The 21,800-nt window shown below is 75.3% G+C and carries 23 protein-coding genes, 1 tRNA gene and 1 other RNA gene; 12 read left to right on the top strand and 13 right to left on the bottom strand.

Annotated elements, in window-relative coordinates; genetic code table 11:
- Positions 1 to 9: 9 nt before the first annotated feature.
- From CLV35_RS09360 to CLV35_RS09350, 3 genes are read left to right on the top strand one after another with little or no spacing between them, the layout of a single operon-like run.
- A complete protein-coding gene (locus CLV35_RS09360) occupies positions 10 to 612 on the top strand; it encodes a hypothetical protein (RefSeq protein ID WP_121193203.1) in 603 nt (200 codons plus the stop codon).
- Complete coding sequence (locus tag CLV35_RS09355) at positions 603 to 1,163, top strand: hypothetical protein (protein WP_121193202.1); 561 nt, start codon at positions 603 to 605, stop codon at positions 1,161 to 1,163. The genes CLV35_RS09360 and CLV35_RS09355 overlap by 10 nt, the downstream gene beginning before the upstream one ends.
- Positions 1,160 to 2,527, top strand: a complete 1,368-nt coding sequence (locus CLV35_RS09350) for a Dyp-type peroxidase (RefSeq protein ID WP_121193201.1) — start codon at positions 1,160 to 1,162, stop codon at positions 2,525 to 2,527. Before CLV35_RS09355 ends, CLV35_RS09350 begins: the two co-directional genes overlap by 4 nt.
- Before the next feature lie 5 nt (positions 2,528 to 2,532).
- On the opposite strand, the gene CLV35_RS09345 is transcribed toward CLV35_RS09350, so the two are convergent.
- Together CLV35_RS09345 and CLV35_RS09340 are read right to left on the bottom strand one after the other, a co-directional pair.
- Complete coding sequence (locus CLV35_RS09345; RefSeq protein WP_121193200.1) at positions 2,533 to 3,897, bottom strand: ATP-binding protein; 1,365 nt, start codon at positions 3,895 to 3,897, stop codon at positions 2,533 to 2,535.
- A complete protein-coding gene (locus tag CLV35_RS09340; RefSeq protein ID WP_121193199.1) occupies positions 3,894 to 4,592 on the bottom strand; it encodes a response regulator transcription factor in 699 nt (232 codons plus the stop codon). Before CLV35_RS09340 ends, CLV35_RS09345 begins: the two co-directional genes overlap by 4 nt.
- A 151-nt stretch (positions 4,593 to 4,743) precedes the next feature.
- Between CLV35_RS09340 and CLV35_RS09335 the strand changes: the two genes are divergently transcribed.
- Positions 4,744 to 5,901 (top strand): LolA family protein, encoded by a 1,158-nt coding sequence (locus CLV35_RS09335; protein ID WP_147431918.1) that lies wholly within the window; start codon positions 4,744 to 4,746, stop codon positions 5,899 to 5,901.
- A 39-nt stretch (positions 5,902 to 5,940) separates the two neighbouring features.
- Here the strand turns inward: CLV35_RS09335 and CLV35_RS19710 are convergent, their stop codons facing one another.
- On the bottom strand, positions 5,941 to 6,996 hold the full coding sequence (locus CLV35_RS19710; RefSeq protein ID WP_231121661.1) for a GGDEF domain-containing protein: 1,056 nt from the start codon (positions 6,994 to 6,996) through the stop codon (positions 5,941 to 5,943).
- Between the two features lie 107 nt (positions 6,997 to 7,103).
- Between CLV35_RS19710 and CLV35_RS09325 the strand changes: the two genes are divergently transcribed.
- A complete protein-coding gene (locus CLV35_RS09325) occupies positions 7,104 to 7,646 on the top strand; it encodes a DsbA family protein (RefSeq protein WP_231121660.1) in 543 nt (180 codons plus the stop codon).
- Here the strand turns inward: CLV35_RS09325 and nhaA are convergent.
- The 3 genes from nhaA to CLV35_RS09310 form a co-directional block, all read right to left on the bottom strand.
- Positions 7,605 to 8,984: a Na+/H+ antiporter NhaA gene (gene nhaA / locus CLV35_RS09320; RefSeq protein ID WP_121193196.1), complete on the bottom strand. Its 1,380-nt coding sequence runs from the start codon at positions 8,982 to 8,984 to the stop codon at positions 7,605 to 7,607. The two genes, CLV35_RS09325 and nhaA, sit on opposite strands and share 42 nt — an antisense overlap.
- Positions 8,981 to 10,213 (bottom strand): saccharopine dehydrogenase family protein, encoded by a 1,233-nt coding sequence (locus CLV35_RS09315; RefSeq protein ID WP_121193195.1) that lies wholly within the window; start codon positions 10,211 to 10,213, stop codon positions 8,981 to 8,983. The genes nhaA and CLV35_RS09315 overlap by 4 nt, the downstream gene beginning before the upstream one ends.
- Positions 10,214 to 10,274: 61 nt before the next feature.
- On the bottom strand, positions 10,275 to 11,171 hold the full coding sequence (locus CLV35_RS09310) for a Dyp-type peroxidase (protein ID WP_231121659.1): 897 nt from the start codon (positions 11,169 to 11,171) through the stop codon (positions 10,275 to 10,277).
- 60 nt (positions 11,172 to 11,231) lie between these two features.
- Here CLV35_RS09310 and CLV35_RS20785 point away from each other — a divergent pair, with 60 nt between their 5' ends.
- The 3 genes from CLV35_RS20785 to CLV35_RS09300 are packed head-to-tail and all read left to right on the top strand — an operon-like array spanning position 11,232 to position 12,976.
- Entirely contained in the window at positions 11,232 to 11,363 is a 132-nt protein-coding gene (locus CLV35_RS20785) for a hypothetical protein (RefSeq protein WP_269203904.1), read from the top strand.
- Positions 11,364 to 11,402: 39 nt separating this feature from the next.
- Positions 11,403 to 12,341, top strand: coding sequence for a cation diffusion facilitator family transporter (locus CLV35_RS09305; protein ID WP_121193193.1), 939 nt, complete (start codon positions 11,403 to 11,405; stop codon positions 12,339 to 12,341).
- A gap of 23 nt (positions 12,342 to 12,364) precedes the next feature.
- Complete coding sequence (locus CLV35_RS09300; RefSeq protein WP_121193192.1) at positions 12,365 to 12,976, top strand: trimeric intracellular cation channel family protein; 612 nt, start codon at positions 12,365 to 12,367, stop codon at positions 12,974 to 12,976.
- 12 nt (positions 12,977 to 12,988) lie between these two features.
- Here CLV35_RS09300 and CLV35_RS09295 read toward each other — a convergent pair whose 3' ends face one another.
- From CLV35_RS09295 to CLV35_RS09280, 4 genes are read right to left on the bottom strand one after another with little or no spacing between them, the layout of a single operon-like run.
- Positions 12,989 to 13,192, bottom strand: a complete 204-nt coding sequence (locus tag CLV35_RS09295; protein ID WP_147431917.1) for a hypothetical protein — start codon at positions 13,190 to 13,192, stop codon at positions 12,989 to 12,991.
- A 54-nt stretch (positions 13,193 to 13,246) separates the two neighbouring features.
- Positions 13,247 to 14,467 (bottom strand): MFS transporter, encoded by a 1,221-nt coding sequence (locus tag CLV35_RS09290; RefSeq protein ID WP_121193190.1) that lies wholly within the window; start codon positions 14,465 to 14,467, stop codon positions 13,247 to 13,249.
- Positions 14,464 to 15,057 (bottom strand): TetR/AcrR family transcriptional regulator, encoded by a 594-nt coding sequence (locus CLV35_RS09285; protein ID WP_121193189.1) that lies wholly within the window; start codon positions 15,055 to 15,057, stop codon positions 14,464 to 14,466. Before CLV35_RS09285 ends, CLV35_RS09290 begins: the two co-directional genes overlap by 4 nt.
- On the bottom strand, positions 15,054 to 15,617 hold the full coding sequence (locus tag CLV35_RS09280) for a sugar O-acetyltransferase (protein ID WP_269203903.1): 564 nt from the start codon (positions 15,615 to 15,617) through the stop codon (positions 15,054 to 15,056). The genes CLV35_RS09285 and CLV35_RS09280 overlap by 4 nt, the downstream gene beginning before the upstream one ends.
- Before the next feature lie 158 nt (positions 15,618 to 15,775).
- Between CLV35_RS09280 and CLV35_RS09275 the strand changes: the two genes are divergently transcribed.
- Entirely contained in the window at positions 15,776 to 17,401 is a 1,626-nt protein-coding gene (locus tag CLV35_RS09275; RefSeq protein WP_147431916.1) for a diguanylate cyclase domain-containing protein, read from the top strand.
- Positions 17,402 to 17,417: 16 nt separating this feature from the next.
- On the top strand, positions 17,418 to 17,981 hold the full coding sequence (locus tag CLV35_RS09270; protein ID WP_121193187.1) for a YbaK/EbsC family protein: 564 nt from the start codon (positions 17,418 to 17,420) through the stop codon (positions 17,979 to 17,981).
- Here CLV35_RS09270 and CLV35_RS09265 read toward each other — a convergent pair.
- The 3 genes from CLV35_RS09265 to CLV35_RS09255 all read right to left on the bottom strand — a co-directional run bounded on the left by CLV35_RS09265 (position 17,961) and on the right by CLV35_RS09255 (position 19,006).
- The gene (locus CLV35_RS09265; protein WP_231121712.1) at positions 17,961 to 18,506 is read right to left on the bottom strand and encodes a LytR C-terminal domain-containing protein; all 546 of its coding nucleotides are present in this window, start codon (positions 18,504 to 18,506) and stop codon (positions 17,961 to 17,963) included. The two genes, CLV35_RS09270 and CLV35_RS09265, sit on opposite strands and share 21 nt — an antisense overlap.
- Before the next feature lie 15 nt (positions 18,507 to 18,521).
- Positions 18,522 to 18,818, bottom strand: coding sequence for a type II toxin-antitoxin system VapB family antitoxin (locus CLV35_RS09260; protein ID WP_121193185.1), 297 nt, complete (start codon positions 18,816 to 18,818; stop codon positions 18,522 to 18,524).
- A 103-nt stretch (positions 18,819 to 18,921) separates the two neighbouring features.
- A tRNA-Ser gene (locus CLV35_RS09255) sits at positions 18,922 to 19,006 on the bottom strand.
- Positions 19,007 to 19,102: 96 nt separating this feature from the next.
- On the opposite strand from CLV35_RS09255, the gene ffs reads away from it, so the two are divergent.
- Positions 19,103 to 19,197, top strand: an RNA gene (gene ffs, locus CLV35_RS09250) — signal recognition particle sRNA small type.
- Positions 19,198 to 19,504: 307 nt separating this feature from the next.
- Positions 19,505 to 21,772: a DNA polymerase III subunit gamma and tau gene (locus tag CLV35_RS09245; protein WP_121193184.1), complete on the top strand. Its 2,268-nt coding sequence runs from the start codon at positions 19,505 to 19,507 to the stop codon at positions 21,770 to 21,772.
- Positions 21,773 to 21,800 lie beyond the last annotated feature (28 nt).

Here is a 21,800-nt window from a genome sequence, read left to right as displayed (position 1 = left end):
GGGGTCGCGGTGGCCACGGGGACGAGCTCGGGCGAGGTGCGCGGCACCGCCGCGCGCAACGTCGACGGGCGGGCCATCGCCATCACGGTCTTCAGCACCGTCAAGCCCTGGGGACGCGTCTGGCTCCCCGTGCTCTTCACGCTGCCGCACGTCGCGCCGCGGGTGCTCGACGAGCTGAGGCGCCTGTCCTTCATCCACTTCGCACGGTGGACGCTGGTGCGGCGCATCCCCTGGAACGGACCGCCGCAGCAGCCGGTGACGCTGCACCACCCGCACCTGTTCTTCGAGAGCAACTTCAACGGCGGGTGGGAGGAGTACATCGACGCCTTCTCGTACGTGCTCACCCGCGGCATGCGGCTCTTCTGGGGCAGCTCCTACGGCTTCCCCGGCTCGCTGCCGACCGTGCCGTTCAAGAAGTACATCCGCGACAACGAGATCGAGGCCAGCCACTACTACTCCGCCTACCCGGACGCCACTGCGTCGATGGTCCTCGCTGCGCTGCAGCTCGAGCCGGCGGTGCAGGACCTGGTCAGGCGTGCCCGCACGTCGTCCCCCGACGAGTTCTCCCAGCAGTGGCAGGTATTCCTGACCCGGGCGCAGCGATGGCTCTGATCCCGCGGCTCGACCGCAACCGCTCCGGCAGTGCGCGCGCCCTGATGGTGCTGACGCCGGTCGTGCCGGGCCGGGAGGAGGCGCTGCGTACGCTGCTCGCCGCCCTCCCGCGCGGAAGGGGTCGCAGCCCGTTCGCGGCGCTGCAGCGTACGCACTTCGCCCGTTGGGTCGTCGTCGACGACTTCGTCACCGACCCGGGCCAGCCCTCGCCCGACCCGCTCGGCGGCGCCTATCTCGTGTTCACCAGCAACCTCGACGGACCACTCGACGACTACCTCGACGAGCTGGCGTCCGGCTCGCTGTCCGTGATCGGTGAGGTGTGGGGCCACTGCGTCGCCTGTCCCCACCCGGCGCGGGGTGCGCCCTTCAAGGCCTACCTCGAGCACAACCGCATCGACACCGGCTACTTCTACTCGGCCTACCCCACCGCCACCGTCGCCGACGTGCGCCGGGCTCTCGCCCTGCGGGAGCGCATGATCCGCTTCGTGACGGCGGCGCAGACCATGGACTCCGCCGACGTCCGGGCGCTCCTCCTGCAGGAGTTCGGGTGAGCGGCCTCGAGCTCGCCGACATCCAGGGCGGCGTGCTGCGCGCCTACGGCAACGCCTATGCGTCCACTTCATACCTCTTCGTCGTCGTCACGGACCCGGCAGCCGGTCGGGCGTGGCTGCGGAGCCTGCTGCCCCTGGTGACGACCGCCGAGCCATGGACGGGAGGCAAGCCGGCCACCACCCTCAACATCGCCGTGACCGCCACCGGTCTGACCGCGCTGGGCGTCCCCGACCCGGTCGTCGAGTCCTTCTCGTGGGAGTTCACCGAGGGCATGCGGTCGCGGGCGGCAGTGCTCGGCGACGTGGGTGCGTCGTCGCCCGAGCACTGGGACGTGGGACTCGGGTCGGCGCACCTGCTGCTCCTCGTCAACGCGCTGACCACCGCAGACCTCGAGTCGCGGCTCGCCATGCTCCGCGAGGCCCGCCCGGCCGGCGTTGAGATCGTCCACGAGGAGCACACGCAGGCGCTCCCGGAGACTCGCGAGCACTTCGGGTTCGCCGACGGCTCGGCGCAGCCGGCCATCGCCGGCGTGAACGAGGAGAAGGTACGCGGTGGAGGCGTCCCACTCGCAGACGGCGGCTGGCGACCGCTCGCGGCCGGCGAGTTCATCCTCGGCTACGAGGACGAGGCGTCGCGCGACGACCCGCGCCGTGCGCTGCCGACCGCGCCGGTCGACCCGCTGGGTCGCAACGGGACCTACCTCGTCTGGCGCAAGCTCGAGCAGGACGTCCTGCTGTTCCGGCAGGTCCTGGCCGCCGCGTCGGCCCACTTCGAGGGCGGCGAGGAACTGCTCGCCGCCAAGGTGGTCGGGCGCTGGCGCTCCGGCGCCCCGCTGGTCACGTCCCCCGACGGTGCCGATCCCGCGTTCGACCCGACGGCCGAGGGTGCCAACGACTTCCGCTACGCCGAGGTCGATCCCGCGGGCCTGCGCTGTCCGCTCGGGTCGCACGTGCGCCGGTGCAACCCGCGCGACGTGCCCGGCACAGGGCCGTTCCTCAGCTTCCGGCACCGGATGGTCCGGCGGGGCATGCCCTACGGACCTCTGCTGCCACTCGATGCCACGGAGCCCGACGGGGTCTCGCGAGGTCTGGTGTTCGTGTGCTTCGTGGCGAGCATCTCCCGCCAGTTCGAGGGCGTGCAGGTGCAGTGGCTCGACGACGGCAACATCTTCGGCCTGGGGCACGACAGCGACTTCCTGCTCGGCGGTGACGGCAAGGGCACCGGCAAGATGACCGTGCAGGGCGAGCCGCCGTTCTTCCTGGCTCCGCACGCGTCCTTCGTGACGACGCGGGGCGGCGACTACCTCTTCCAACCGGGCGTCCGGGCCCTCGAGGCCGTCGCCGAGGGGGCGCTCGGCCGCTGAGCGGGTCAGGCCACCGGCAGGGCTGCGGGCAGTCGCACGACGAACCGGGCTCCCGGCGCGCCGTCCTCGAGGGCCGCCGTGCCGCCGCTCGCCGTGGCGAGGTCGCGAACGATCGAGAGGCCGAGCCCGGTGCCGCCCGCGTCGCGGCTGCGCGCGTCGTCGAGCCGCGCGAAGCGCTCGAAGACCCGCTCGCGCGCCTCGGGTGGCACACCCGCCCCGTCATCGGAGACGAGCAGCCGCACCTCGTCGCCGTGACGGCAGGCCGCCGCCTCGACGGCCGTGGCCGCGTGGCGCACGGCGTTGTCGACGAGGTTCTGCACGATGCGGCGCAGGCTGTCGGCGTCGGCCCGCACGCGGACGTCCCCGGCGACGTCGCAGGTGACCGGCACCCGCGGCCCGACGCTCGACACCGCACCCACCACTGAGGCGACGACCGCGCCGAGATCGGTCACCGGCCGGTCGCGGGTCTCGGGGGCGCCGTCGATGCGGGCGAGCAGCAGCAGGTCGTCGACCAGGCGCGTCATGCGGGCGACGTCCTCGAGCACGCCGTCGGCCGTCTCGTCCCACGGCGCGGCCTGCGGGTGGGCGACCGACACCTCGACCTGGGTCCGCACCGCCGCCAGCGGCGAGCGCAGCTCGTGGGCCGCGTCCGCCACAAAGGCGCGCTGGCGGCGCGACGACTCCTCGAGCCGCGCGATCATGCCGTTGAGCGTCACCGCGAGCCGGTGCACCTCGTCGCGCCCCGGCGGCACGGGCAGGCGCAGCCCCTCGCCGGCGCCGGTGATCTCGTCGGCCCGGCGGCGCAGCGCCTCGACCGGCCGCAGCGACGACCCGACGACCAGCCAGCACGCGACCGCGAAGCAGAGGACGGCGAGCGGCACGAGGGCCGCGACGGTGAAGGACACCAGGCGTACGGTGTCGCGCGCCTCCTGCGCCGACACCGCGACCAGCACGGTGGAGGAGCCGGCGGGGACGCCGACCAGGCGGAGCTCGTCGGGCAGCCCGACGCGGGAGCCGGCGAGCGGCACCGCGGCACCGGCGCGTACGCGGCGCACCGTCGCGGAGTCGACCAGCGGCACGAGCGAGTCGCCGCCGACCGAGGCCTCCGCGACCGCACCGGAGCCGTCGAGCACCTGGGCGACAGCGGTGCCGGCGCCGACGGCGAGCGGGCCGCTGGGCAGGCTGTCGGACTGCACGAGCGCGGCGATCTCCCGCGCGCGCTCGCGGCCCGAGGTGTCGAGCCCGTCGAGCAGCGAGTGCCGCAGCGCCAGCACGAGCAGCGCACCGCCCGCGACCAGCGTCACGGCCACCAGTGCGGTGGCGATCGCGGTCAGCCGGGCGCGCAGGCCCGAGCGCTCGAGGGCCCTCACCGCGCGGCCTCCGGCTCGCCGCCGTCGTCGGGCACGAGGCGGTAGCCCGCGCCCCGGACCGTCTCGAGCGAGCGGCGGCCGAACGGCGCGTCGACCTTGCGCCGCAGGTAGCCGACGTAGACCTCGACGACGTTCGGGTCACCGTCGTAGTAGGCGTCCCACACGTGCGCCAGGATCTCGCTCTTCGACACCACCTCGCCACGCCTGCGCAGCAGGAACTCGAGCAGGCCGAACTCGCGGGGCGTCAGCGCCACCTCGGTGCCCGCGCGGGTGACGGTGCGCCGGGCCGGGTCGAGCACCAGGTCGCCCGCCGCCAGCACGGCGGGACGCTCCGGTGCGCCGCGACGCAGCAAGGCCCGCAGCCGGGCGACGAGCACGACGAAGGAGAACGGCTTCGTGAGGTAGTCGTCGGCGCCGATGTCGAGACCGTCGGCCTGGTCGTACTCGCCGTCCTTGGCCGAGAGCATGAGCACGGGCACCCAGTTGTCCTCGGCGCGCAGCGCCTGGCACACGCGGTAGCCCGACAGCCTGGGCAGCATCACGTCGAGCACCACGGCGTCGTAGCCGCCCTCGCGCGCCAGGTGGAGGCCGGTCTCGCCGTCGCCCGCGACGTCGACGGCGAAGCCCTCGGCCCGCAGCCCGCGCTGGAGCGCCTGCGCCATCCGCGCCTCGTCCTCGACCACCAGCACTCGCACGGCCAGCAGCCTGCCGCACCGTTCCTGTGAACTGGCTGAGCGTCGTCCTCAGGAGCTCTCAGCGTCGTCACAGGGAGCGCGGCGCACTGTGGTCCTGTGCCCCGCGGGGCGCCTGCACCACCGGAACGAGAACGAGCACGAGGAGCACGTCATGTCGAGCATCCCGAAGTCGGTCGCCTGGGGCGTCCCGGCCGTCGTCGCCACCGCCGTCGCCGCCGGGCTGGCCGTGGTCCCGGTCGTCGCTGGCGCGTCGCCGGCGCTGCCCAGCCGCAGCGCCGCCGAGCTCCTGCGCGACGTCAGCGCCGCCAAGGACGTGCCGTTCTCCGGCCGGGTCGTGCAGACCTCCCGCCTGGGCCTGCCCAGCGTGCCAGGGCTCGACGCGCTGGCGAGCAAGGCCGGCAGCACCGACACGCTCGCGCTGCTCACCGGCTCGCACAACGGCCAGATCTGGTACGCGGGCAAGGACCGGCTGCGGCTCTCCGCCACCGTCGGCAGCTCGGAGACCGACCTGGTCCGCAACGGGCGCGACGTGTGGGTGTGGGAGTCCTCGGACCGCACGGTGCAGCACGCGGTGCTGCCGGCCGACTCGGACCCGGCGCTCGCCTCTCCGGCCCCGACGACGCTGGCGCTCACCCCGCAGGAGCTCGCCGACCGCGCCCTCGCGGCCGTCACGCCCTCGACCTCGGTGACCGTCGACGGCACCGCCAAGGTGGCCGGGCGCGACGCGTACGAGCTGGTGCTCCGTCCCAAGGCGAGCGGCTCGCTCGTGCGCGAGGTGCGCCTCGCGCTCGACAGCGAGAACTACACGCCGCTGCGCGCGCAGGTCTTCAGCACCAAGAGCGCCGAGGCCGCGCTGGAGGTGCGGTTCGGCTCGATCACCTTCGCCGAGCCCGCGGCCTCGGTCTTCCACTTCACGATGCCGGCGGGCGGCCGGCTCGAGGACCACGGCACCGTCCCGGGGCGCGCGGTGCCCGAGGCGCAGCGCGAGGCCTCGAAGGCCACCGGCGAGCTGCGCCGGGCCGGCGACCACCCCGTGGTGACCGGCAGCGACTGGACCACGGTGGTCGAGCTGCCCAAGGGCAGCGCCCCCGACCTGCAGCTCCCGACCGGTGCCGCGTCGACCGCCGGCAAGGGCTCCGCGGCCAGCACCGCGCTCGGCAACATCTCGCTGGGCAAGCCGGTGAGCGGCCCGTGGGGCTCGGGCACGCTGCTCGAGACCAACCTCGTGAGCGCGCTGGTGCTGTCCGACGGCCGCGTCCTCGTCGGCCCGGTGACCCCCGAGGTGCTGGAGCAGCGCGCCGCCCGCTGACCCTCCGGACTGCCCCCAACCGCGATGATCATGAGGAGGTCAGGAGACACGCCCGCGTGTCGTGCTGACTCCCTCATGATCATCGCCATGTGGGGAGGCGTGTCGGGGGCCGCTCGGGCCGCGCAGGTCGAGCGTGCCCTTGCGGCGCTGCTTGTCGTCGTACATCGCCTGGTCGGCGGCGTGGGTGAGTCCGACCAGGTCCTGGGCGTCCCCGGGCCACGAGGCGCCGCCGCCGCTGATGCCGAGGTCGGGCACCCGGCGCCGCAGACGGGCCAGCACCTCCGTCGCGACGTCCGGACCGCCCGCCGGCACGTCCTCGAGAAGCACGGCGAACTCGTCACCGCCGAGGCGCACCACCCGGTCGCGCGGGCGCACCGACTCCTGCAGCGCGTCGGCGACGCGGCACAGGACGGCGTCGCCGTGCTTGTGACCGTGCGTGTCGTTCACGGCCTTGAAGTCGTCGATGTCGAGCAGCAGCAGCTGGTGGTGCCGGCCCCGCTCGGGCTCGCGCAGCGCCCGGTCGGCCAGCCGCTCGAGCAGCCGCCGGTTGCCGACGCCGGTGAGCGGGTCGGTCAGCACCATGCGCTGCGACTCGGCGTGCCGGCGCCGGCTCACGAGCAGGCCGCTCGCCGCCAGCGCCAGCATCGCCACGAGCAGCACCTCCAGCGCCCGGTTGTGCCAGCGCAGGGCGTCGAGGTCGCGGGGCTGGGCGCTGGTGAGCGACACGGCGAACCGCACACCGAGCGCGGTCTCCCCACCGTGCTCCGTCGCGCCGGGGACGAGCCCCGAGTGCAGCCGCGGGCGCGACTCGAAGAACGGGCGGCCGTCGGCCAGCACGACCACGCGGGCCAGTGCACCGGCGCGCTCCAGCCCGTCGGCCTCGTCGGCGAGGTTGCCGCGCAGCTGCGCGAGGGAGCTCGCCGTGCGCACGTCCTCGGTGAAGACCTCGACGATGTCGGCTGCCGGTCTTCCCCGGGGCGGCGGGGGAGTGGTCACCACGAGCGCCACGCAGGCGACCGCCATGAGGGCCAGCACGGCGCCGAGCGCCTGCCAGGGCGTCGGTCGCCCCACGCGTCGCAGCAGGAGCCTCGTCACCGACGACCTCGCCTCCGATCGAGCAGTCCGCCTGCGGGCGACGGTACGCCTGCGACCTGTGCCTCAGCGTCGGTCGCGTGCCGAGCCGCAGCCTTACGATGACCGCCATGCCCAGCGACGTGCCGCACGTGCTCGGGGATCCCGCCGCGCCGGTCACCGTGTGCGAGTTCGGCGACTACGAGTGCCCCTACTGCGGGGCCGCCGCGCCGGTGCTGCGCGCGCTCGTCGAGCAGTCCGAGGGACGCGTCCGGCTGTTGTGGCGCAACTTCCCGCTCTTCGACGTGCACCCGCACGCGCTGACCGCCGCCCTCGCCGTCGAGTCGACGGCCGAGACCTCCGAGGAGGCGTTCTGGGCGATGCACCGGCTGGTCTTCGAGAAGCAGTCGCGGCTCGACGACGCCGCGCTGCAGGACTACGCCGCCCGTGTGGGTGCTGACCCCTCGATCGCCACGGGGGAGCCTGCCCAGCGGTTCGCGGGCCGGGTGCGCGAGGACTACGAGGCGGGCATCGCGATGGGGGTGCAGGCGACGCCGACCCTGTTCGTCGACGGGCGCACCTACGCCGGCCGCGTCGAGCTCGGCGCGCTGAAGAAGGCGACCGGCCTCCCCTCATCCTCCGGCGGGCGACGTCCATGGCAGCGGGGGCAGTGAGCCGGCAGGCAGCCCGCTCGCAGGGGTGCACAGGGGCGAGCGCTCGCCCATGAACCGGATGACCAGCGTGCCGAGGACCGCCGCGACCAGGCTGCCCGCCAGCACGCCGATCTTGGCCTGGTCGCGCAGCACCGGGTCGTCGAAAGCCAGGTCGGCGACGAACAGCGAGATGGTGAAGCCCATGCCGGCGAGCACCGCGCCGCCGACGAGGTGGCCGTAGCGCACCCGCCCGGGCAGGTCGCCGAGGCCGGAACGCAGCGCAGCCCACGAGGCGAGCGTGATGCCGACCGCGTTGCCGACGACCAGCGCGACCACGATCCCCAGCGTCAGCGGCGAGGTGGACGCGTCGTGCAGCACGCCGCCGTCGACGTGGACGCCCGCGTTGGCCAGGCCGAACAGCGGCACCACGACGTAGGCCGACCACGGGTGCAGCTCGCGCTGCAGCCGCTCGCCGGTCGGTACCGTCGCCTGCACGGCGAGCGTCGCGACCCGCGCCTGCGCGGCGGTCGGCTCCTCGGCGAGCGCACGGCCGAAGAACAGCAGCCGCCGGGTCTGGTCCTCGTGCACGGGCGTCGCAGGCACGAGCAGCCCGACGAGCACGCCGGCGAGCGTGGGGTGCACGCCGGAGCGGTAGACCGCGCACCACAGCGCGACACCGAGCAGGACGTACGGGGTGGTGCGCCACGCCCCCAGCCACCGCAGCGCCGCGAACGCCGCGAGCAGCGCGGCTGCGACGACGAGGGGCCACACGCGTACGGACTCGGTGTAGGCGACCGCGAGCACCGTGATCGCGCCGATGTCGTCGACGACGGCGAGCGTGAGCAGGAACAGCCGCAGGGCGTCGGGGCAGCGCGGGCCGAACAGCGCCAGCACCCCCAGCACGAACGCCGTGTCGGTGGACATCACGACGCCCCAGCCGTGGGCCGTCTGGCTCGAGTGGTCGACGGCGAGGTAGATGGCGACCGGGACGAGCATGCCGCCGACCGCACCCAGGGCCGGCACGACGACCTTGCGGGGGTCGCGGAGGTCTCCGGTGGTCACCTCGGAGGTGATCTCCAGGCCCAGCACGAGGAAGAACAGGGCCATCGCGGCGTCGTTGACCACGTGGCGCAGGTCGAGCGTCATCGCCTCGCTGCCGACCCGCAGCGAGACGGGCGTCTCCCACAGCGAGTCGTAGGAGTGCCACCACGGGGAGTTGGCCCACGCGAGCGCGACCAGCGTGGCGGCGAGCAGCACCACCGCGCTGCCTGCCTCGTTGGCGACGAAGGCGCGCACCGACGGACTGAGCCGGGGCGCCGAGAAGCGCAGCGGCGGGCCGGGCGGGACGACCGTGCTCACGGCCGCTCCTCCACCCGCAGCTCGAAGCCTCTCGCCCTCAGCCGAGCGGTCAGCGCGCCGCCGACCGCGGTCGCCGGGGTCAGCACGCCGCCGCCGCCCTCGTGCGGGTCGAGCGCCAGCGCGAGCGCGCTCTCGCCGAGCATCACGGCAGTCGCGGCGTAGCCGGGGTCGCCCGAGGCCGCCACGTGGGCGACGTAGGCACGACCGCTGCCCGTGTGCGCGGTGGTCCTGGTGCGGAACATGCCGCCCTCCCGGGTCCGCTCGCCGGGGCCGGTGCCAGGCTTGGGGAGCAGCCGGTCGACGACGCGACGGGTGGGGGACAGCCGCAGGGCCGCGACGAGCGCTCCCGTCGCCAGGGCCAGACCGCCCGCCGCGACGGGCGCCAGCCGTCCGGACCCGCACGACACGACCTCGGAGTAGCGCAGCCCGCGCCCGTAGGCCCAGCCCGTCAGCGCGTTGCTGCGCCGCACCACGCGGGTGTTGAACGGCGCCATGACGAAGGGCGCCAGCCACTCGCCCGTTTCCGGGTCGCGCCGTGGCCCGCGCAGTCCCCGTTCGCCGGCGGCCGGCTCGGAGCCACGGTCGGGGCTCAGGGCGTAGGGGTCGCCCATCAGCTGCGCCACCGCGGGGTCGGCGGCGGCCGCGTCGAGCTGGGTACGCAGCGAGTCGACGGTCCCGCCGCTGACGCCGCCGCGTGCTGCGACCAGAGCCAGCTGGGTGCGCGTCAGTCCGCCCGCGCCGTCGGCCAGGGCGCGCTCGGCGAGAGCGCGCACCGCGAGGTCGGAGGGCACCGAGTCGAAGCCGCACGCGTGCACGATGCGGGCGCCGGTAGCGACCGCCGACTCGTGCGCCACGTCGATGCTGCGCCGCACGAAGGCGACCTCGCCGGTGACGTCGGCGTAGTGGGTGCCTGCCGTGGCGCAGGCGCGGACCAGCGGCAGCCCGTGCCGGAGGTAGGGGCCGACCGTGCTGACGACCACGGCTGCGCCCCGGGCGAGCCGCGCCACCGCGTCGTCGTCGGCGGAGTCGACCTCGAGCACCGGCCAGCGAGCGGCCGGCCCGCCCAGCGAGTCCCGGACCTCGCCCACGCGCTGCGCCGACCGGCCGGCCAGCGCCACCCGCAGGTCGGGCGGCGCGTGGCGGGCGAGGTGGCCCGCCACGAGCCGGCCGACGAAACCGCTGGCGCCGAGCAGCACGAGGTCGTGCTCGCGCCCGTCGGTCGTGCCCATGCCCGAACCGTAGCGGGAGCCGGCCCACGACCCCGCCGGTCGTCCACAGGCCCCCGCGGCCTCACTCCAGCAGGCCGCGCAGCGCCTCGACCGACGGGACCACGTAGTACGCGCCGGTGAGCGGCGTGGTGTAGCGGGTCAGCGCGTCGCGGACGCCATCGGCGCCGGCCATCCGGCGCAGCATCTCGGCGAGGCGGTACTGCTCGACGCTGAAGCCGACGAACATCGTCCCGTGGTCGGTGACCCCGCCGTAGGCGACGTTGCGGCGGAAGATCGGCAGCTCGACGCCGTCGCGCTCGAGGACCGTGCGCTTGACGTGCGAGTCCCGGGGCATGTCGTCCTCGTCGAGCTCGACGCTGTCGGCGAGCGTGCGGCCGATGATCCGCTCCTGCGCGCCCGTCGGCAGCGCGGCGAAGTCCTCGGTCGAGTGGCGCCACTGCTGCACGAGCACGACGCTGCTCCCGGCACCCGGCCCCTCCTGCACGACCGCGGCGTCGTAGGCCTCGAGCTGCGAGGGGTTCTCGGTGCCGTCGACGAAGCCGGTGAGGTCGCGGTCGTGCCGGTAGAGCCAGCCGCCGACCTCGGTCGCCGCCCGGGCGAGGGGCGCGAGCGAGCGCAGCGACGACGTGCCAGCGTCGAAGACGACGTCGCGCGCGCCGCCGGCGATCCACAGCCACGCGTCGTGCTGCGTCGCCGGCATCCGGTAGCCGCGCAGGCCGACGACCGGCTCGCCGAAGTCCGCCGCGTCGGCGGGTGCGGCGCCCGGCGCCACCTCCGCCCACAGCTCCGGGCGCAGGCCGACGACGACGCTGACCCCCCGGATGGTCGTCTCCGGCCCGACCAGCGCGGCCAGCGCCGCGGCGAGCTGGCGCGGCTGCGCCCCCTCGACCAGGTCGAGCTCGACGTAGAGGTGGTCGGTGGTCCCGAGGGCGAAGATGCCCGGCTGCGCGGTCGTCACGCGGGCCATCCTGCCCGCCCCCGTAGAGTGCGCACCCCCGCCGCACGCCGAGGAGGCGCCATGACCGAGCCCACGCACGACCACGAGCTCGAGGAGCTCGAGAGCGACGCCTCCGTGCCGCCGCGGCCGGAGGAGCTGGTGGCCGACGCCGCCGACGAGAAGGCCACGCCGCCGCAGAAGGGCGACGACTGAGCCGCGCGCCCGGCGCCCGGCCGATCTAGGCTCGGGGGCATGGCTGCGCACGGCACTGCTGGGCACGTGCACTCGCACGCGCCCATCGGCGGCACGGTCACCGGCGCCTACCGGCGCCGTCTGGCGCTGACCCTCGCCCTCTCGCTGACCGTCCTGGTCGTCGAGGCCGTGGGCGCCTGGGCCGCCGGCTCGGTGGCGCTGCTCGCCGACGCCGGGCACATGCTGTCCGACAGCGCAGGGGTCGGCATCTCGCTGCTCGCCACCACGTACGCCCAGCGTCCGCCCAGCGCGGCCCGCACCTTCGGCTGGCAGCGCGCCGAGGTCCTCGCCGCGCTGGCCAACGGCGTGCTGCTCGCGGGTGTCTCGGCCTACGTGCTGGTCACCGGCGTGCGCCGGCTGTTCGACCCCGGCGAGGTGCACGCCGCGCTGATGCTCTCGGTCGCAGCGGTCGGGCTGGTGGCGAACGCGGTCGCGCTCTCGCTGCTCCACGAGGGCGCGAAGGAGAGCCTCAACGTACGCAGTGCGCGCCTCGAGGTCTTCAGCGACCTGCTCGGGTCGGCGGGCGTGGTCGTCGCTGGCATCGTGCTCGCGCTCACCGGCTGGGACCGCGCCGACGCGGTCGCCGCGATCGCCGTGGGCGCGATGGTCGTGCCCCGCGCGGTGGCGCTGCTCCACGAGGCGGCGAACGTGCTGCTCGAGGCGACCCCGCGCGGCGTCGACCTCGACGAGGTGCGCGCCCACATCCTCGAGGTCCCCGGCGTGGTCGACGTCCACGACCTGCACGCGTGGACGATCACCAGCGGGATGCCCGTGCTCTCCGCCCACGTCGTGGTGCCCGAGGACCAGGTCGCGTGCGGCCAGGGCGGGGTGCTCGACGCGCTCGGCGAGTGCCTCGGCGGGCACTTCGACGTCGAGCACTGCACCTTCCAGATCGAGCCCGCCGGGCACCGGAGCCACGAGCACTCCCACCACGACTGACGCGCTCTGCGACCATCCCTGCCATGTCGCTGCTGCTCGCGCTCGACCTGGTCGGCGTCTTCGCCTTCGCCGTCGACGGTGCCCTCACCGCGGTGCGCGCCGCCCGGCTCGACCTCTTCGGCGTCATCACGCTGGGGATGATCACGGCGCTCGGCGGCGGCATCGTCCGCGACATCCTGCTCGGCGACCTGCCGCCGGCGACGTTCAGCGACTACCGCTACCTGCTCGTCGCCGCGTCGGGCGGGCTCGTCGCCTTCACCTGGCGTCTGGAGCGGCTGGCCTCGGCCATGACGGTCCTCGACGCGGCCGGGCTGGGGCTGTTCGCCGTCACCGGGGCCAGCAAGGCGCTGGAGTTCGGGCTCGGCCCGCTGCAGGCGGTGATCCTCGGGGGCATCACCGGGGTCGGCGGCGGCACGCTGCGCGACATGTTCATCGCGCGCGTGCCCACCATCCTCACCACGGGTCTCTACGCCGTGCCCGCGCTGCTGGGCGCCACGATCACCGTCGTCGCCGACCAGCTCGGCGTCTGGAGCGCGCCGGCCGCCGTCGTCGCCGCGCTCGCCTGCTTCTCGCTGCGGATGGCCGGCGTGCGCTGGGACTGGCACGCGCCCCGCGCGATCGGCTGGCAGGACTAGCGCTCGGCCGGCCTACGCCCCGCCGTGGCGGCGCGCGCCGCCGTCGAAGGTCCAGCCCACGGGGTACTCGCCGTAGACCAGCGACCCGTCGGGGAAGTCGGCCGCGACCCTGGCCACCAGCGCTGCGGCGTCGCGCTCGCTCGCCAGCACGCCGAGGACGACCTCGGGCGCGTCGCGCTCCTCGCTCCTGACGATCCACACGCTCGTGCGCTGCATGGCCGCAGTCTGCACGGGCGTCCCGACCAGCGGACCGAGCCGGCCTGCGAGGGACTAGGCGTCCTCGGACCGCTGGGCGGTCGTTGCCGCCTCGAGCGGCGCGACCGAGCCGGCCACGAGTGCCGCGAGGGCCAGCAGCGCGGCGACGGCGAGCAGGCCGTGCAGCACGGTGGAGTGCTGGCCGAGGAAGCCGATGAGCGGCGGGCCGGCGAGGAACGCGCAGTAGGCGATCGAGGCGACGGCGCTCACCCGGCTGGCCGCCCGCGCGGGGTCGTCGGCGGCCGCGCTCATGCCGACCGGGAAGCCGAGCGAGGCGCCCAGGCCCCAGAGCACGGCGCCGACGAAGGCGACCGCCGAGGTCGGCCCGAAGACGAACAGCAGCAGGCCCACCAGGCCGAGCAGGGTCAGAGCCCGCACCACCGGCACACGTCCGTAGCGGTCCAGCATCCCCGGCCCCACCCAGCGCCCGGCGGTCATGGCGGTCAGGAACACCGCGAAGGCAAGCGTGCCCACCGCGGCCGGCGCGTCGTAGCCGTCGATCACCGCGACGCTGATCCAGTCGTTGCCGGTGCCCTCGGCGAAGGCGAAGGCGAGGACGAACAGGCCGATGAGCAACGTACGCGGCTCCCGCCATGCCGGCACGCCGCCGACCGCGCGGCGCTCGTGCTCCTCGGCCTCGTGGGCGCCGTGGTCGGAGATGAACTGGCGCACCGACAGCGGGACCGCGACGCCGATGACGACGGCCACCACGCTCAGGTGCGCGGTGACCGGCACGTGCAGGGCGATCGCGAGCGCTCCGAGCAGCGCGCCCGCGACCGTGCCGAGGCTGAAGCCGGCGTGGAAGCGCGACATGATCGAGCGGCCGAGGTGGCGCTCGACCAGGGCGCCCTGCACGTTCATCGCCACGTCCCAGGCGCCGTTGCCGAAGCCCAGCATGAAGAGCCCGATGACGACGGGGACGACGCCTGAGAGGTAGCCGAGCGCCACGACCTCGATACCCGCCGCGAGCAGCACGGCCATCACCGTGACGGTCAGCCGTGAGCCGTAGCGCGCGACGAAGCGCCCCGAGAGCGGCAGCGCGATGATCGAGCCGGCGGCGATCGCGAGCAGCACCAGGCCCAGGGACGACGGGCTCAGGTCGAGCTCGTCGCGCACCTGGGGGATGCGGGAGGCCCAGCTCGCGAAGCCGAAGCCCGAGCCGATGAAGGCGGCGTAGGTCGCCATCACCGCGCTGCTGACCCGCGCGGCGCTCGGGCGGTCGGTCGTCGTGGTCATGCGTGGTCCTCGGAGGTCTGCGGTGCGGGTGAGAGTGCCCGGGCCACTGCGGCCCGGATGTCGGAGCGGCTCGGGGGAGAGGTGGAGAGCATGGCGTGCAGCACGTAGCCCTCGATCAGGGCGTCGACGCCGCGGGCGGTCGAGGGGTCGACGTAGCGCTCGAGGACAGCGCGGCTCGTGCGCATCCACGCCTCGGTGATCCGGCGCAGCGCCGGGTCCCTCAGCGCGGCGAGGTAGAGCTCGTAGGCGACGGCCCACTCCTCGGTATCGGCGCCGGCGTCGTGGTCGACCAGGTCGGTGACGGCGTCGACCAGCTGCTCGTGCGTCGAGACGCCGTCGAAGTGGCGGGCATAGACGACCGACATCGCCCGGGCGTGGTGCTCGAACGCCTGGGCGCGCAGGTCGTCGAGGCTCGCGAAGTGGTAGGTCAGCGAGCCGAGGGGCACGTCGGCCTCCGCCGCGATGAGCCGGTGCGTGGTGCCCGCGACGCCGTGCCTCGCGATCACCGCGACCGTCGCCTCGACGATGCGGTCCTTGCGGCCGGGGTCGAACCTGCGTCCCCGCGGTGCGCGGGCGGTGCCCGCGGTCACGGGACGAGGCTGCGTACGACTCGGGCGGGGTTCCCGACGGCGACGACGTCCGCGGGCAGGTCGCGGGTGACGACGGCACCGGCTCCCACGACGGTGTTGGCGCCGATCGTCACCCCGGGGCACACGATGACGCCACCGCCGAGCCAGACGTTGTCGCCGAGGGTGATCGGCCGGGCGGCCTCCCACTTCTGCCGGCGCGGCTCGGGCTCGACCGGGTGGGTCGGGGTCAGCAGCTGGACGTTCGGGCCGATCTGCACGTCGTCGCCGATGGTGATCGGCGCGACGTCGAGGGCGACGAGCCCGAAGTTCGCGAAGCATCGGGCTCCCACGCGCAGGTGGCTGCCGTAGTCGACGAAGACCGGGGGCCGCAGCTCGGTGCCCTCGCCGACCGAGCCGAGCAGCTGCTCGAGCAGGGCGCGCCGCAGCGCGGCTTGGCGCGGGCCGGTGGCGTTGTAGGCGGCCACCAGGTCCTGGGCGCGGTTGCTCTGCTCGGCGAGCTCGGGGTCGTCGGCCAGGTAGAGGTCTCCGGCGAGCATCCGCTCGCGCATCGACGGCGCCATGCGTACAAGCGTACACATCGCGGAGCGCCCGGAGCGCGACGCCCCGGCTGTTACGCAGCGTGAGCACCGGGCGGAGCGACGTCACCAGTCGTCCGCCATCGGCGGGCGATCTGCGGGCTCCGGCACCGCGGCGAGCCGCCCTGCCTGAGTATTGCTACGTGCAACGATCCCGAGCCGCCTCCGACGACGGGTTCCACGTGCCGTCGCTCGGTGCGCTCGGGATGCGCGCGGTCGCCTCGATGCCGCGCACCAGCCTTCTCGTCGTCGACGCCGACCTGCGGGTGCACGCGGTCGCCGGGGCTGCGCTCGCGCGCGCGGGGCTCACGCGGGAGCGGGCGGTCGGGAGGCCGGTCGCCGACGTGCTCCCCGCCCGCCTGCTGGTGCAGGTGACCCGCCGGCTGGCCTGGGCCTTGAGCGGCGCCGAGACCTACGACGACGGCTGCTGGGGCGAGGACGGCGTGGCGCACGAGACGAGCTACAGCCCGGTGCGCGGTGAGGACGGCGGCGTGCTCGGTGCCGTGGCGCTGGTGCGCGAGGTCGCCTCGGAGCGCCGGGCGCTGGACGCGGTCACCGCGTCGCTCGGCCTGCGCCGCGACGTCACCGACCACGCCGGCGACGTCCTCGCCACCTTCGACGGCAGGGGGCGCTTCGCGTGGGTGAGCGAGTCGGTCACGCGCGTCACCGGCTGGACGCCCGGCGAGCTGGTCGGCCGCCGCGCCTACGAGCTGCTGCACCCCGAGGACGAGCGCGAGACGCGTCGCCGGCTGACCGCGCTCTACCAGGGCCTCGACGAGACGACGGCGCACTACCGCTACCTCCACCGCGACGGCGGCTGGGTGCGCTTCGAGGCGCGGGTGCGCGCGCTGCCCGGCCAGCGCGGCGCCGTGCGCGGGCTGGTCTCCACCGCCCGGCAGGTGCCGCTGGCAGCCCCTCCGTCCCCGGCCGATTCCCCCACCGACAGCGCCTTCGAGCTCGTGCCGACCGGCATGGCGCTCGTCGCGCCCGACGGCCGGCTCACGCGGACCAACGCGGCGCTGCGTACGCTGCTCGGCCGCGACGCCGCCGACCTCGGCGCCCGCTCGCTGCAGGAGCTCGCGGAGCAGCCGGGGCAGGTCGCCGAGCTGCTCCACGGCGACCGGGACTCCTACTCCCTGGAGACCGGCCTGCGGCGCGGTGACGGGACGCTCGCGCGCGTGGCGCTCTCCGTGCAGGTGGCGCGCGCGCCCGGCGGGGCGGCGCAGCTGTTCGTGGTGCAGGTCGACGACCTCTCCGCGCGGCACAGCGCCCACGACGAGCTCGTGCGACGCGCCTCGAGCGACCCGCTGACCGGGCTGCCCAACCGCAACGTGCTGTTCGACCGGCTCCGGCACGCGCTCGCCGCAGCGCCCCGCCGGGGCGCGCAGGTCGCCGTCGTCTTCGTCGACCTCGACGGCTTCAAGGCCGTCAACGACTCCTACGGCCACGCCGCCGGCGACGAGGTCCTGCGCCAGGTCGCGGCCCGGCTGCGCCGCGCGGTGCGCGAGGAGGACACCGTGGCGCGGCTCGGCGGCGACGAGTTCGTCGTGCTGAGCGAGGCCGTCACCGACCCGCGCCAGGTCGAGGTGCTCGTCGACCGGCTGCAGGCCGCTGTCCTCGACCCGGTGCAGCTGCCGCAGGGCCCGGTCCGCGTCGGGCTGACGACCGGTGTGGCGATGGGCTCGAGCGCGCCGGCCGAGGAGCTGGTGCGCCGGGCCGACGCCGCGATGTACGCGCGCAAGCCCGCCCGGGTCGTCGACCTGCGCTGAGGGGCGCTGCTGCAGGATGTCGGCCGTGACCGACCAGCTCGACTACGCCCCCGCCCTGGACCGGACCGACCTGTTGGCCCCGCCGGTCGTCGAGGCGCTGCGCGGCGGTGACGCGTCGGGCGTGCGCGTCGCGCCCGTCGACCCGAGCGCGGCCGACACGGCGGAGTTCTGCGCCCGCTACGGCGTCGGGCTCGACGAGTCGGCCAACTGCGTGGTGGTCGTCGGGCGCCGTGAGGGCATCGAGCGCTACGCCGCGTGCGTCGTGCTGGCCACGACCCGCGCCGACGTCAACGGGGCGGGCCGTCGCCTGCTCGGCGTGCGGAAGGCGTCGTTCGCGCCGATGGAGACGGCCGTGGGCCTGACCGGCATGGAGCACGGCGGCATCACCCCCGTCGGCCTGCCCGCCGACTGGCTCGTGCTGGTCGACGCCGCCGTGGCGTCGTCGGCGTCGGTCATCGTCGGCAGCGGCACCCGCACGGCGAAGCTGCGGCTCAGCGGAGCCGACCTCGTGGCCCTCAGCGGTGGCCAGGTCGTCGACGGGCTCGGTCGGCCGGTGGCCTCAGCAGGCGGCGGCGGGTGACGTGCGCATCCGCGAGTAGGCCGAGCCGACGACCACGTCGACGGTCGTGCCGGCCCGCCGGTCGGTGACCAGCCGCGCGCCCGGCACCCACGCCGCGACCTCGCGGGCGGCGGCAGCGCCCTTCGGGCCCGACCGCACGACCACGGTGCCGCCGACCGGGCCCGTCGAGTTGCCGACGGAGGCGACGGTGAAGCCGCGGGACCGGTACGCACGGCCGACCGCCGCCGCGAGCCCGGCCTTGGGGGTGGAGTTGAGCACCCGGACGCGCACGGTGCGCGGCGCGGGCGGGGTGCACGACGGGCCCGGCGTCGGGCTGGGCAGCGTCGCGACGGTCGTCACCGGGGCGCTCGCCACCGGACCGGGGTCGGGGTCGGCGAGCCAGCGGCCCCACGCGTACCAGCCGCCCGCGACGACCGCCGCCGCGAGCGCGACGGTCAGCAGCAGGCGTACGCGGCGGCGCCTCTTGCGCAGCCGCGCCGGCCGGTGCGACCCGCCGTGGATCTCGAACCCCCGCGGGGTGAGCATGCTCACGGGCGGACCTCAGGTCTCCAGCGCCAGGACGCGCGCGTGCAGGACGGTGCGCTGCTGCAGGGCCGCGCGGAGCGCCCGGTGCAGGCCGTCCTCGAGGTAGAGCTCGCCCTGCCACTCCACGACGTGCGCGAACAGGTCGCCGTAGAAGGTGGAGTCCTCGGCCAGCAGGGCGGCGAGGTCGAGCGTGCGCTTCGTGGTGACCAGCTGGTCGAGGCGGATCTGGCGCGGCGGGATCCGCGCCCAGTCCCGCTGCGACGTCGCGTGCGCGGGATAGGGCTTGGAGTCACCCACGGCCTTGAACAGCACGTCGGGAGCCTAACCCGAGGGCCCGTCGCGCTCGGTGCTGCACCACGACGGCCGGCGCACCGTCCCTGTGACGAGACGGTGGCGCCGGCCGTGGTGAGCAGCGCGGAGGATGCGGGATTTGAACCCGCGAGGGGTTGCCCCCAACACGATTTCCAATCGTGCGCCCTAGGCCACTAGGCGAATCCTCCGTCGGAGAGGATAGCGGTCCGGCGGCGCCGGCTGCGCACGCGTGCTGCTGCCGGCCGGGCGGGTGGGGGTACGCCTGCGGTCGGCTAGAGTGGGCGCCAGCCCCTCGCGTGGCGCCATCTCGCTGAACCCCCCCAGGGCCGGAAGGCAGCAAGGGCAGGTGGGCTCTGGTGGGTGCGCGGGGGGCCCTTCTGTGCCCGGGCCGGCTGCGACTCTCTCCGGCGGCCCCGACGCGCGTGACCTCCCCCGGCTCTGGCCGGTCCACCTCACGCAGGTCTCGGCGTCCGGGGGCGCGCGTGACCTGGGGTCGCCCGGACAGGCCTGGACGACGCGCGCCTCGGCGGGGAGCCCGACCCGCGTGACTTCCCCCGGCTCTGGCCGGTCCTTCTCACGCAGCTCTCGGCGCTCCGCGGTGTCTCGGGTGGCTCGCCCGGCCGGCCGTGCACAGGGCGGCCTCGGCGGCGTTTCGTCTTGTCGTTGGGCGCGGTTAGTGTCGTGGCGTGCCCGACGCGCTCTACCGCCGCTACCGCCCAGAGACGTTCGCGGACGTCATCGGGCAGGAGCACGTCACCGAGCCGCTGTCCCAGGCGCTGCGCAAGGACCACGTCCACCACGCCTACCTCTTCTCCGGCCCCCGCGGCTGCGGCAAGACGACCAGCGCGCGCATCCTCGCCCGCTGCCTCAACTGCGAGAAGGGCCCGACGCCCACCCCGTGCGGCGAGTGCCGGAGCTGCCTCGACCTGGCCCGCGGCGGAGCCGGCTCGCTCGACGTCATCGAGATCGACGCCGCGAGCCACGGCGGCGTCGACGACGCCCGCGACCTGCGTGAGAAGGCGTTCTTCTCGCCGGCGTCGTCCCGCTACAAGATCTACATCGTCGACGAGGCCCACATGGTCTCGCCGCAGGGCTTCAACGCGCTGCTCAAGGTGGTCGAGGAGCCGCCGGAGCACCTCAAGTTCATCTTCGCCACGACCGAGCCCGAGAAGGTCATCGGGACGATCCGGTCGCGCACCCACCACTACCCGTTCCGCCTGGTTCCGCCCTCGCGGCTGCAGGAGCACCTCGCCGGCATCAGCGAGCGCGAGCAGATCCCCGTCGCGCCGGGGGTGCTGCCGCTGGTCGTACGCGCCGGGCGCGGTTCGGTGCGCGACGCCCTCTCGGTGCTCGACCAGCTCATGGCGGGGGCCGGCGACGAGGGCGTCACCTACGCGCTCGCCACGGCGCTGCTGGGCTTCACCGACGACGCGCTGCTCGACGCCGCGATCGACGCGTTCGCGGCCGCGGACGGGGCCCAGGTCTTCACGGTCGTCGACCGCGTCATCGAGGGCGGGCTCGACCCGCGCCGCTTCGCCGAGGACCTGCTCGAGCGGCTGCGCGACCTCGTGGTCCTCGCCGCGGTGCCCGAGGCTGCGGGCAGCCTGCTCTCGCACTGCCCCGAGGACCGGCTCGAGCGCATGCGCCACCAGGCGACCCGCTTCGGCGCGGCCGGGCTCTCCCGGGCCGCCGACCTGGTCAGCGCCGGGCTCACCGAGATGCGCGGCACGACCACCCCGCGGCTGCAGCTCGAGCTGATCTGCGCCCGGATCCTGCTGCCGGCCGCCGAGGGCGGCGAGCGCTCGGTGGCGACGCGGCTCGAGCGCGTCGAGCGGCTCGTGTCGGGCGGGCTGCCCATGCCCGCGCCGACCGTCGCCCCGGTGGAGAGCGTCGCCGCGGCGAGCGCTGTGCCGGTCGCGGCTGCCCGGCCGGCCGCGGCCGCTCAGCCAGCCGCACCCGCACGGGCGACCGCGCCTGCTCAGCCGGCCGAGAGCCAGCAGGCCGCGCCGGCGGACAGGACGGCGGAGCTCGAGCGTCCCGCCGCCCCGGAGCAGCCCCCCGCCCGCGAGCAGCCCGAGCAGCCCGAGCAGGGCGAGCCCTCCGCAGCCGCGACGGGTCACGACCTCGGCTCGGTGCGCGGCATCTGGCCCGTCGTGCTCGGCACGCTGGCGACCCTCAAGCGCACCACCTGGACGTTGGTCTCGTCGCAGGCGGCCGTGGCCGGCGTGGGCGACGGGGTGCTGACCCTCGCGTTCCCGACCCCGGGCCTGCGCGAGCAGTTCGCCGGGCGCTCCGACCACGGCGAGTTCGTCCGCCAGGCGCTCATCGACGTGCTCGGCGTCGACTGGCGCGTCGAGGCGATCGTCGGCGGCCCCACGGGGGCGCCCGCCGCGGGCGCCGGCCAGCCGGCACCGGCCTCCCGTGCGGCCGGCCAGCCCGCCGCGCGGACCGGCGAGCGGCGCCCGGCGGCCCAGGCACCGTCCGCCGACGGCTGGTCGTCCCAGCCCGGGGCACCTGCCGCTCAGCCGGCCCCCGCGCAGCGAGCGGGCGGACCGGGCGCACAGGGCGGCGGCGGCACGGGTGGCCGCGCGGCCGACGACCGCGTCCCCGCCGACGACGTGCCGCCGCCCGACGAGCCCCCCGACGAGCTCGAGGGCGCCTCGCTCGAGCCCGACGGCTGGGACGTGCCGGCGCGCGCCACAGCCGTACCCTCCCCAGCTCCCTCGGCCGCGAGCGCGCCGGCCTCCCCGGAAGGCCCTGCCCCCAGCCGTCGCGAGCAGGCCCTCGCGCGCGTGGCGGCCGGTGCGGGGCAGGGGCGCCGCGGGATCGTGCCTCCCGAGCAGGACCAGGCCGAGGCCGACGACCCCGACCTCGACGACAGCGGCCTGACCGGCATCGCCCTGCTCGAGCGCGACCTCGGCGCGCGGGTGATCGGGGAGTTCGACACGACCTGAGCACCACGTAGGCTGCTGGGCGGAGCTC

The organism is Motilibacter peucedani (genome assembly GCF_003634695.1).
Lineage (GTDB): Bacteria > Actinomycetota > Actinomycetes > Motilibacterales > Motilibacteraceae > Motilibacter > Motilibacter peucedani.
Note: the sequence above shows the minus strand (reverse complement) of the source record. Positions and strands in the feature narration are given on the sequence as shown.

What these genes read in the sequence shown, in the direction of transcription:
- CLV35_RS09335 (WP_147431918.1), top strand. Translation starts at nt 4,744, where the DNA reads ATGTCGAGCATCCCGAAGTCGGTCGCCTGGGGCGTCCCGGCCGTCGTC.
- CLV35_RS09290 (WP_121193190.1), bottom strand. Translation starts at nt 14,467, where the DNA reads ATGACCACGACGACCGACCGCCCGAGCGCCGCGCGGGTCAGCAGCGCG.
- CLV35_RS20785 (WP_269203904.1), top strand. Translation starts at nt 11,232, where the DNA reads ATGACCGAGCCCACGCACGACCACGAGCTCGAGGAGCTCGAGAGCGAC.
- CLV35_RS09300 (WP_121193192.1), top strand. Translation starts at nt 12,365, where the DNA reads ATGTCGCTGCTGCTCGCGCTCGACCTGGTCGGCGTCTTCGCCTTCGCC.
- CLV35_RS09265 (WP_231121712.1), bottom strand. Translation starts at nt 18,506, where the DNA reads ATGCTCACCCCGCGGGGGTTCGAGATCCACGGCGGGTCGCACCGGCCG.
- CLV35_RS09305 (WP_121193193.1), top strand. Translation starts at nt 11,403, where the DNA reads ATGGCTGCGCACGGCACTGCTGGGCACGTGCACTCGCACGCGCCCATC.
- CLV35_RS09315 (WP_121193195.1), bottom strand. Translation starts at nt 10,213, where the DNA reads ATGGGCACGACCGACGGGCGCGAGCACGACCTCGTGCTGCTCGGCGCC.
- CLV35_RS09325 (WP_231121660.1), top strand. Translation starts at nt 7,104, where the DNA reads ATGCCCAGCGACGTGCCGCACGTGCTCGGGGATCCCGCCGCGCCGGTC.
- CLV35_RS09295 (WP_147431917.1), bottom strand. Translation starts at nt 13,192, where the DNA reads ATGCAGCGCACGAGCGTGTGGATCGTCAGGAGCGAGGAGCGCGACGCG.
- CLV35_RS09355 (WP_121193202.1), top strand. Translation starts at nt 603, where the DNA reads ATGGCTCTGATCCCGCGGCTCGACCGCAACCGCTCCGGCAGTGCGCGC.
- CLV35_RS09270 (WP_121193187.1), top strand. Translation starts at nt 17,418, where the DNA reads ATGTCGGCCGTGACCGACCAGCTCGACTACGCCCCCGCCCTGGACCGG.
- CLV35_RS09280 (WP_269203903.1), bottom strand. Translation starts at nt 15,617, where the DNA reads ATGGCGCCGTCGATGCGCGAGCGGATGCTCGCCGGAGACCTCTACCTG.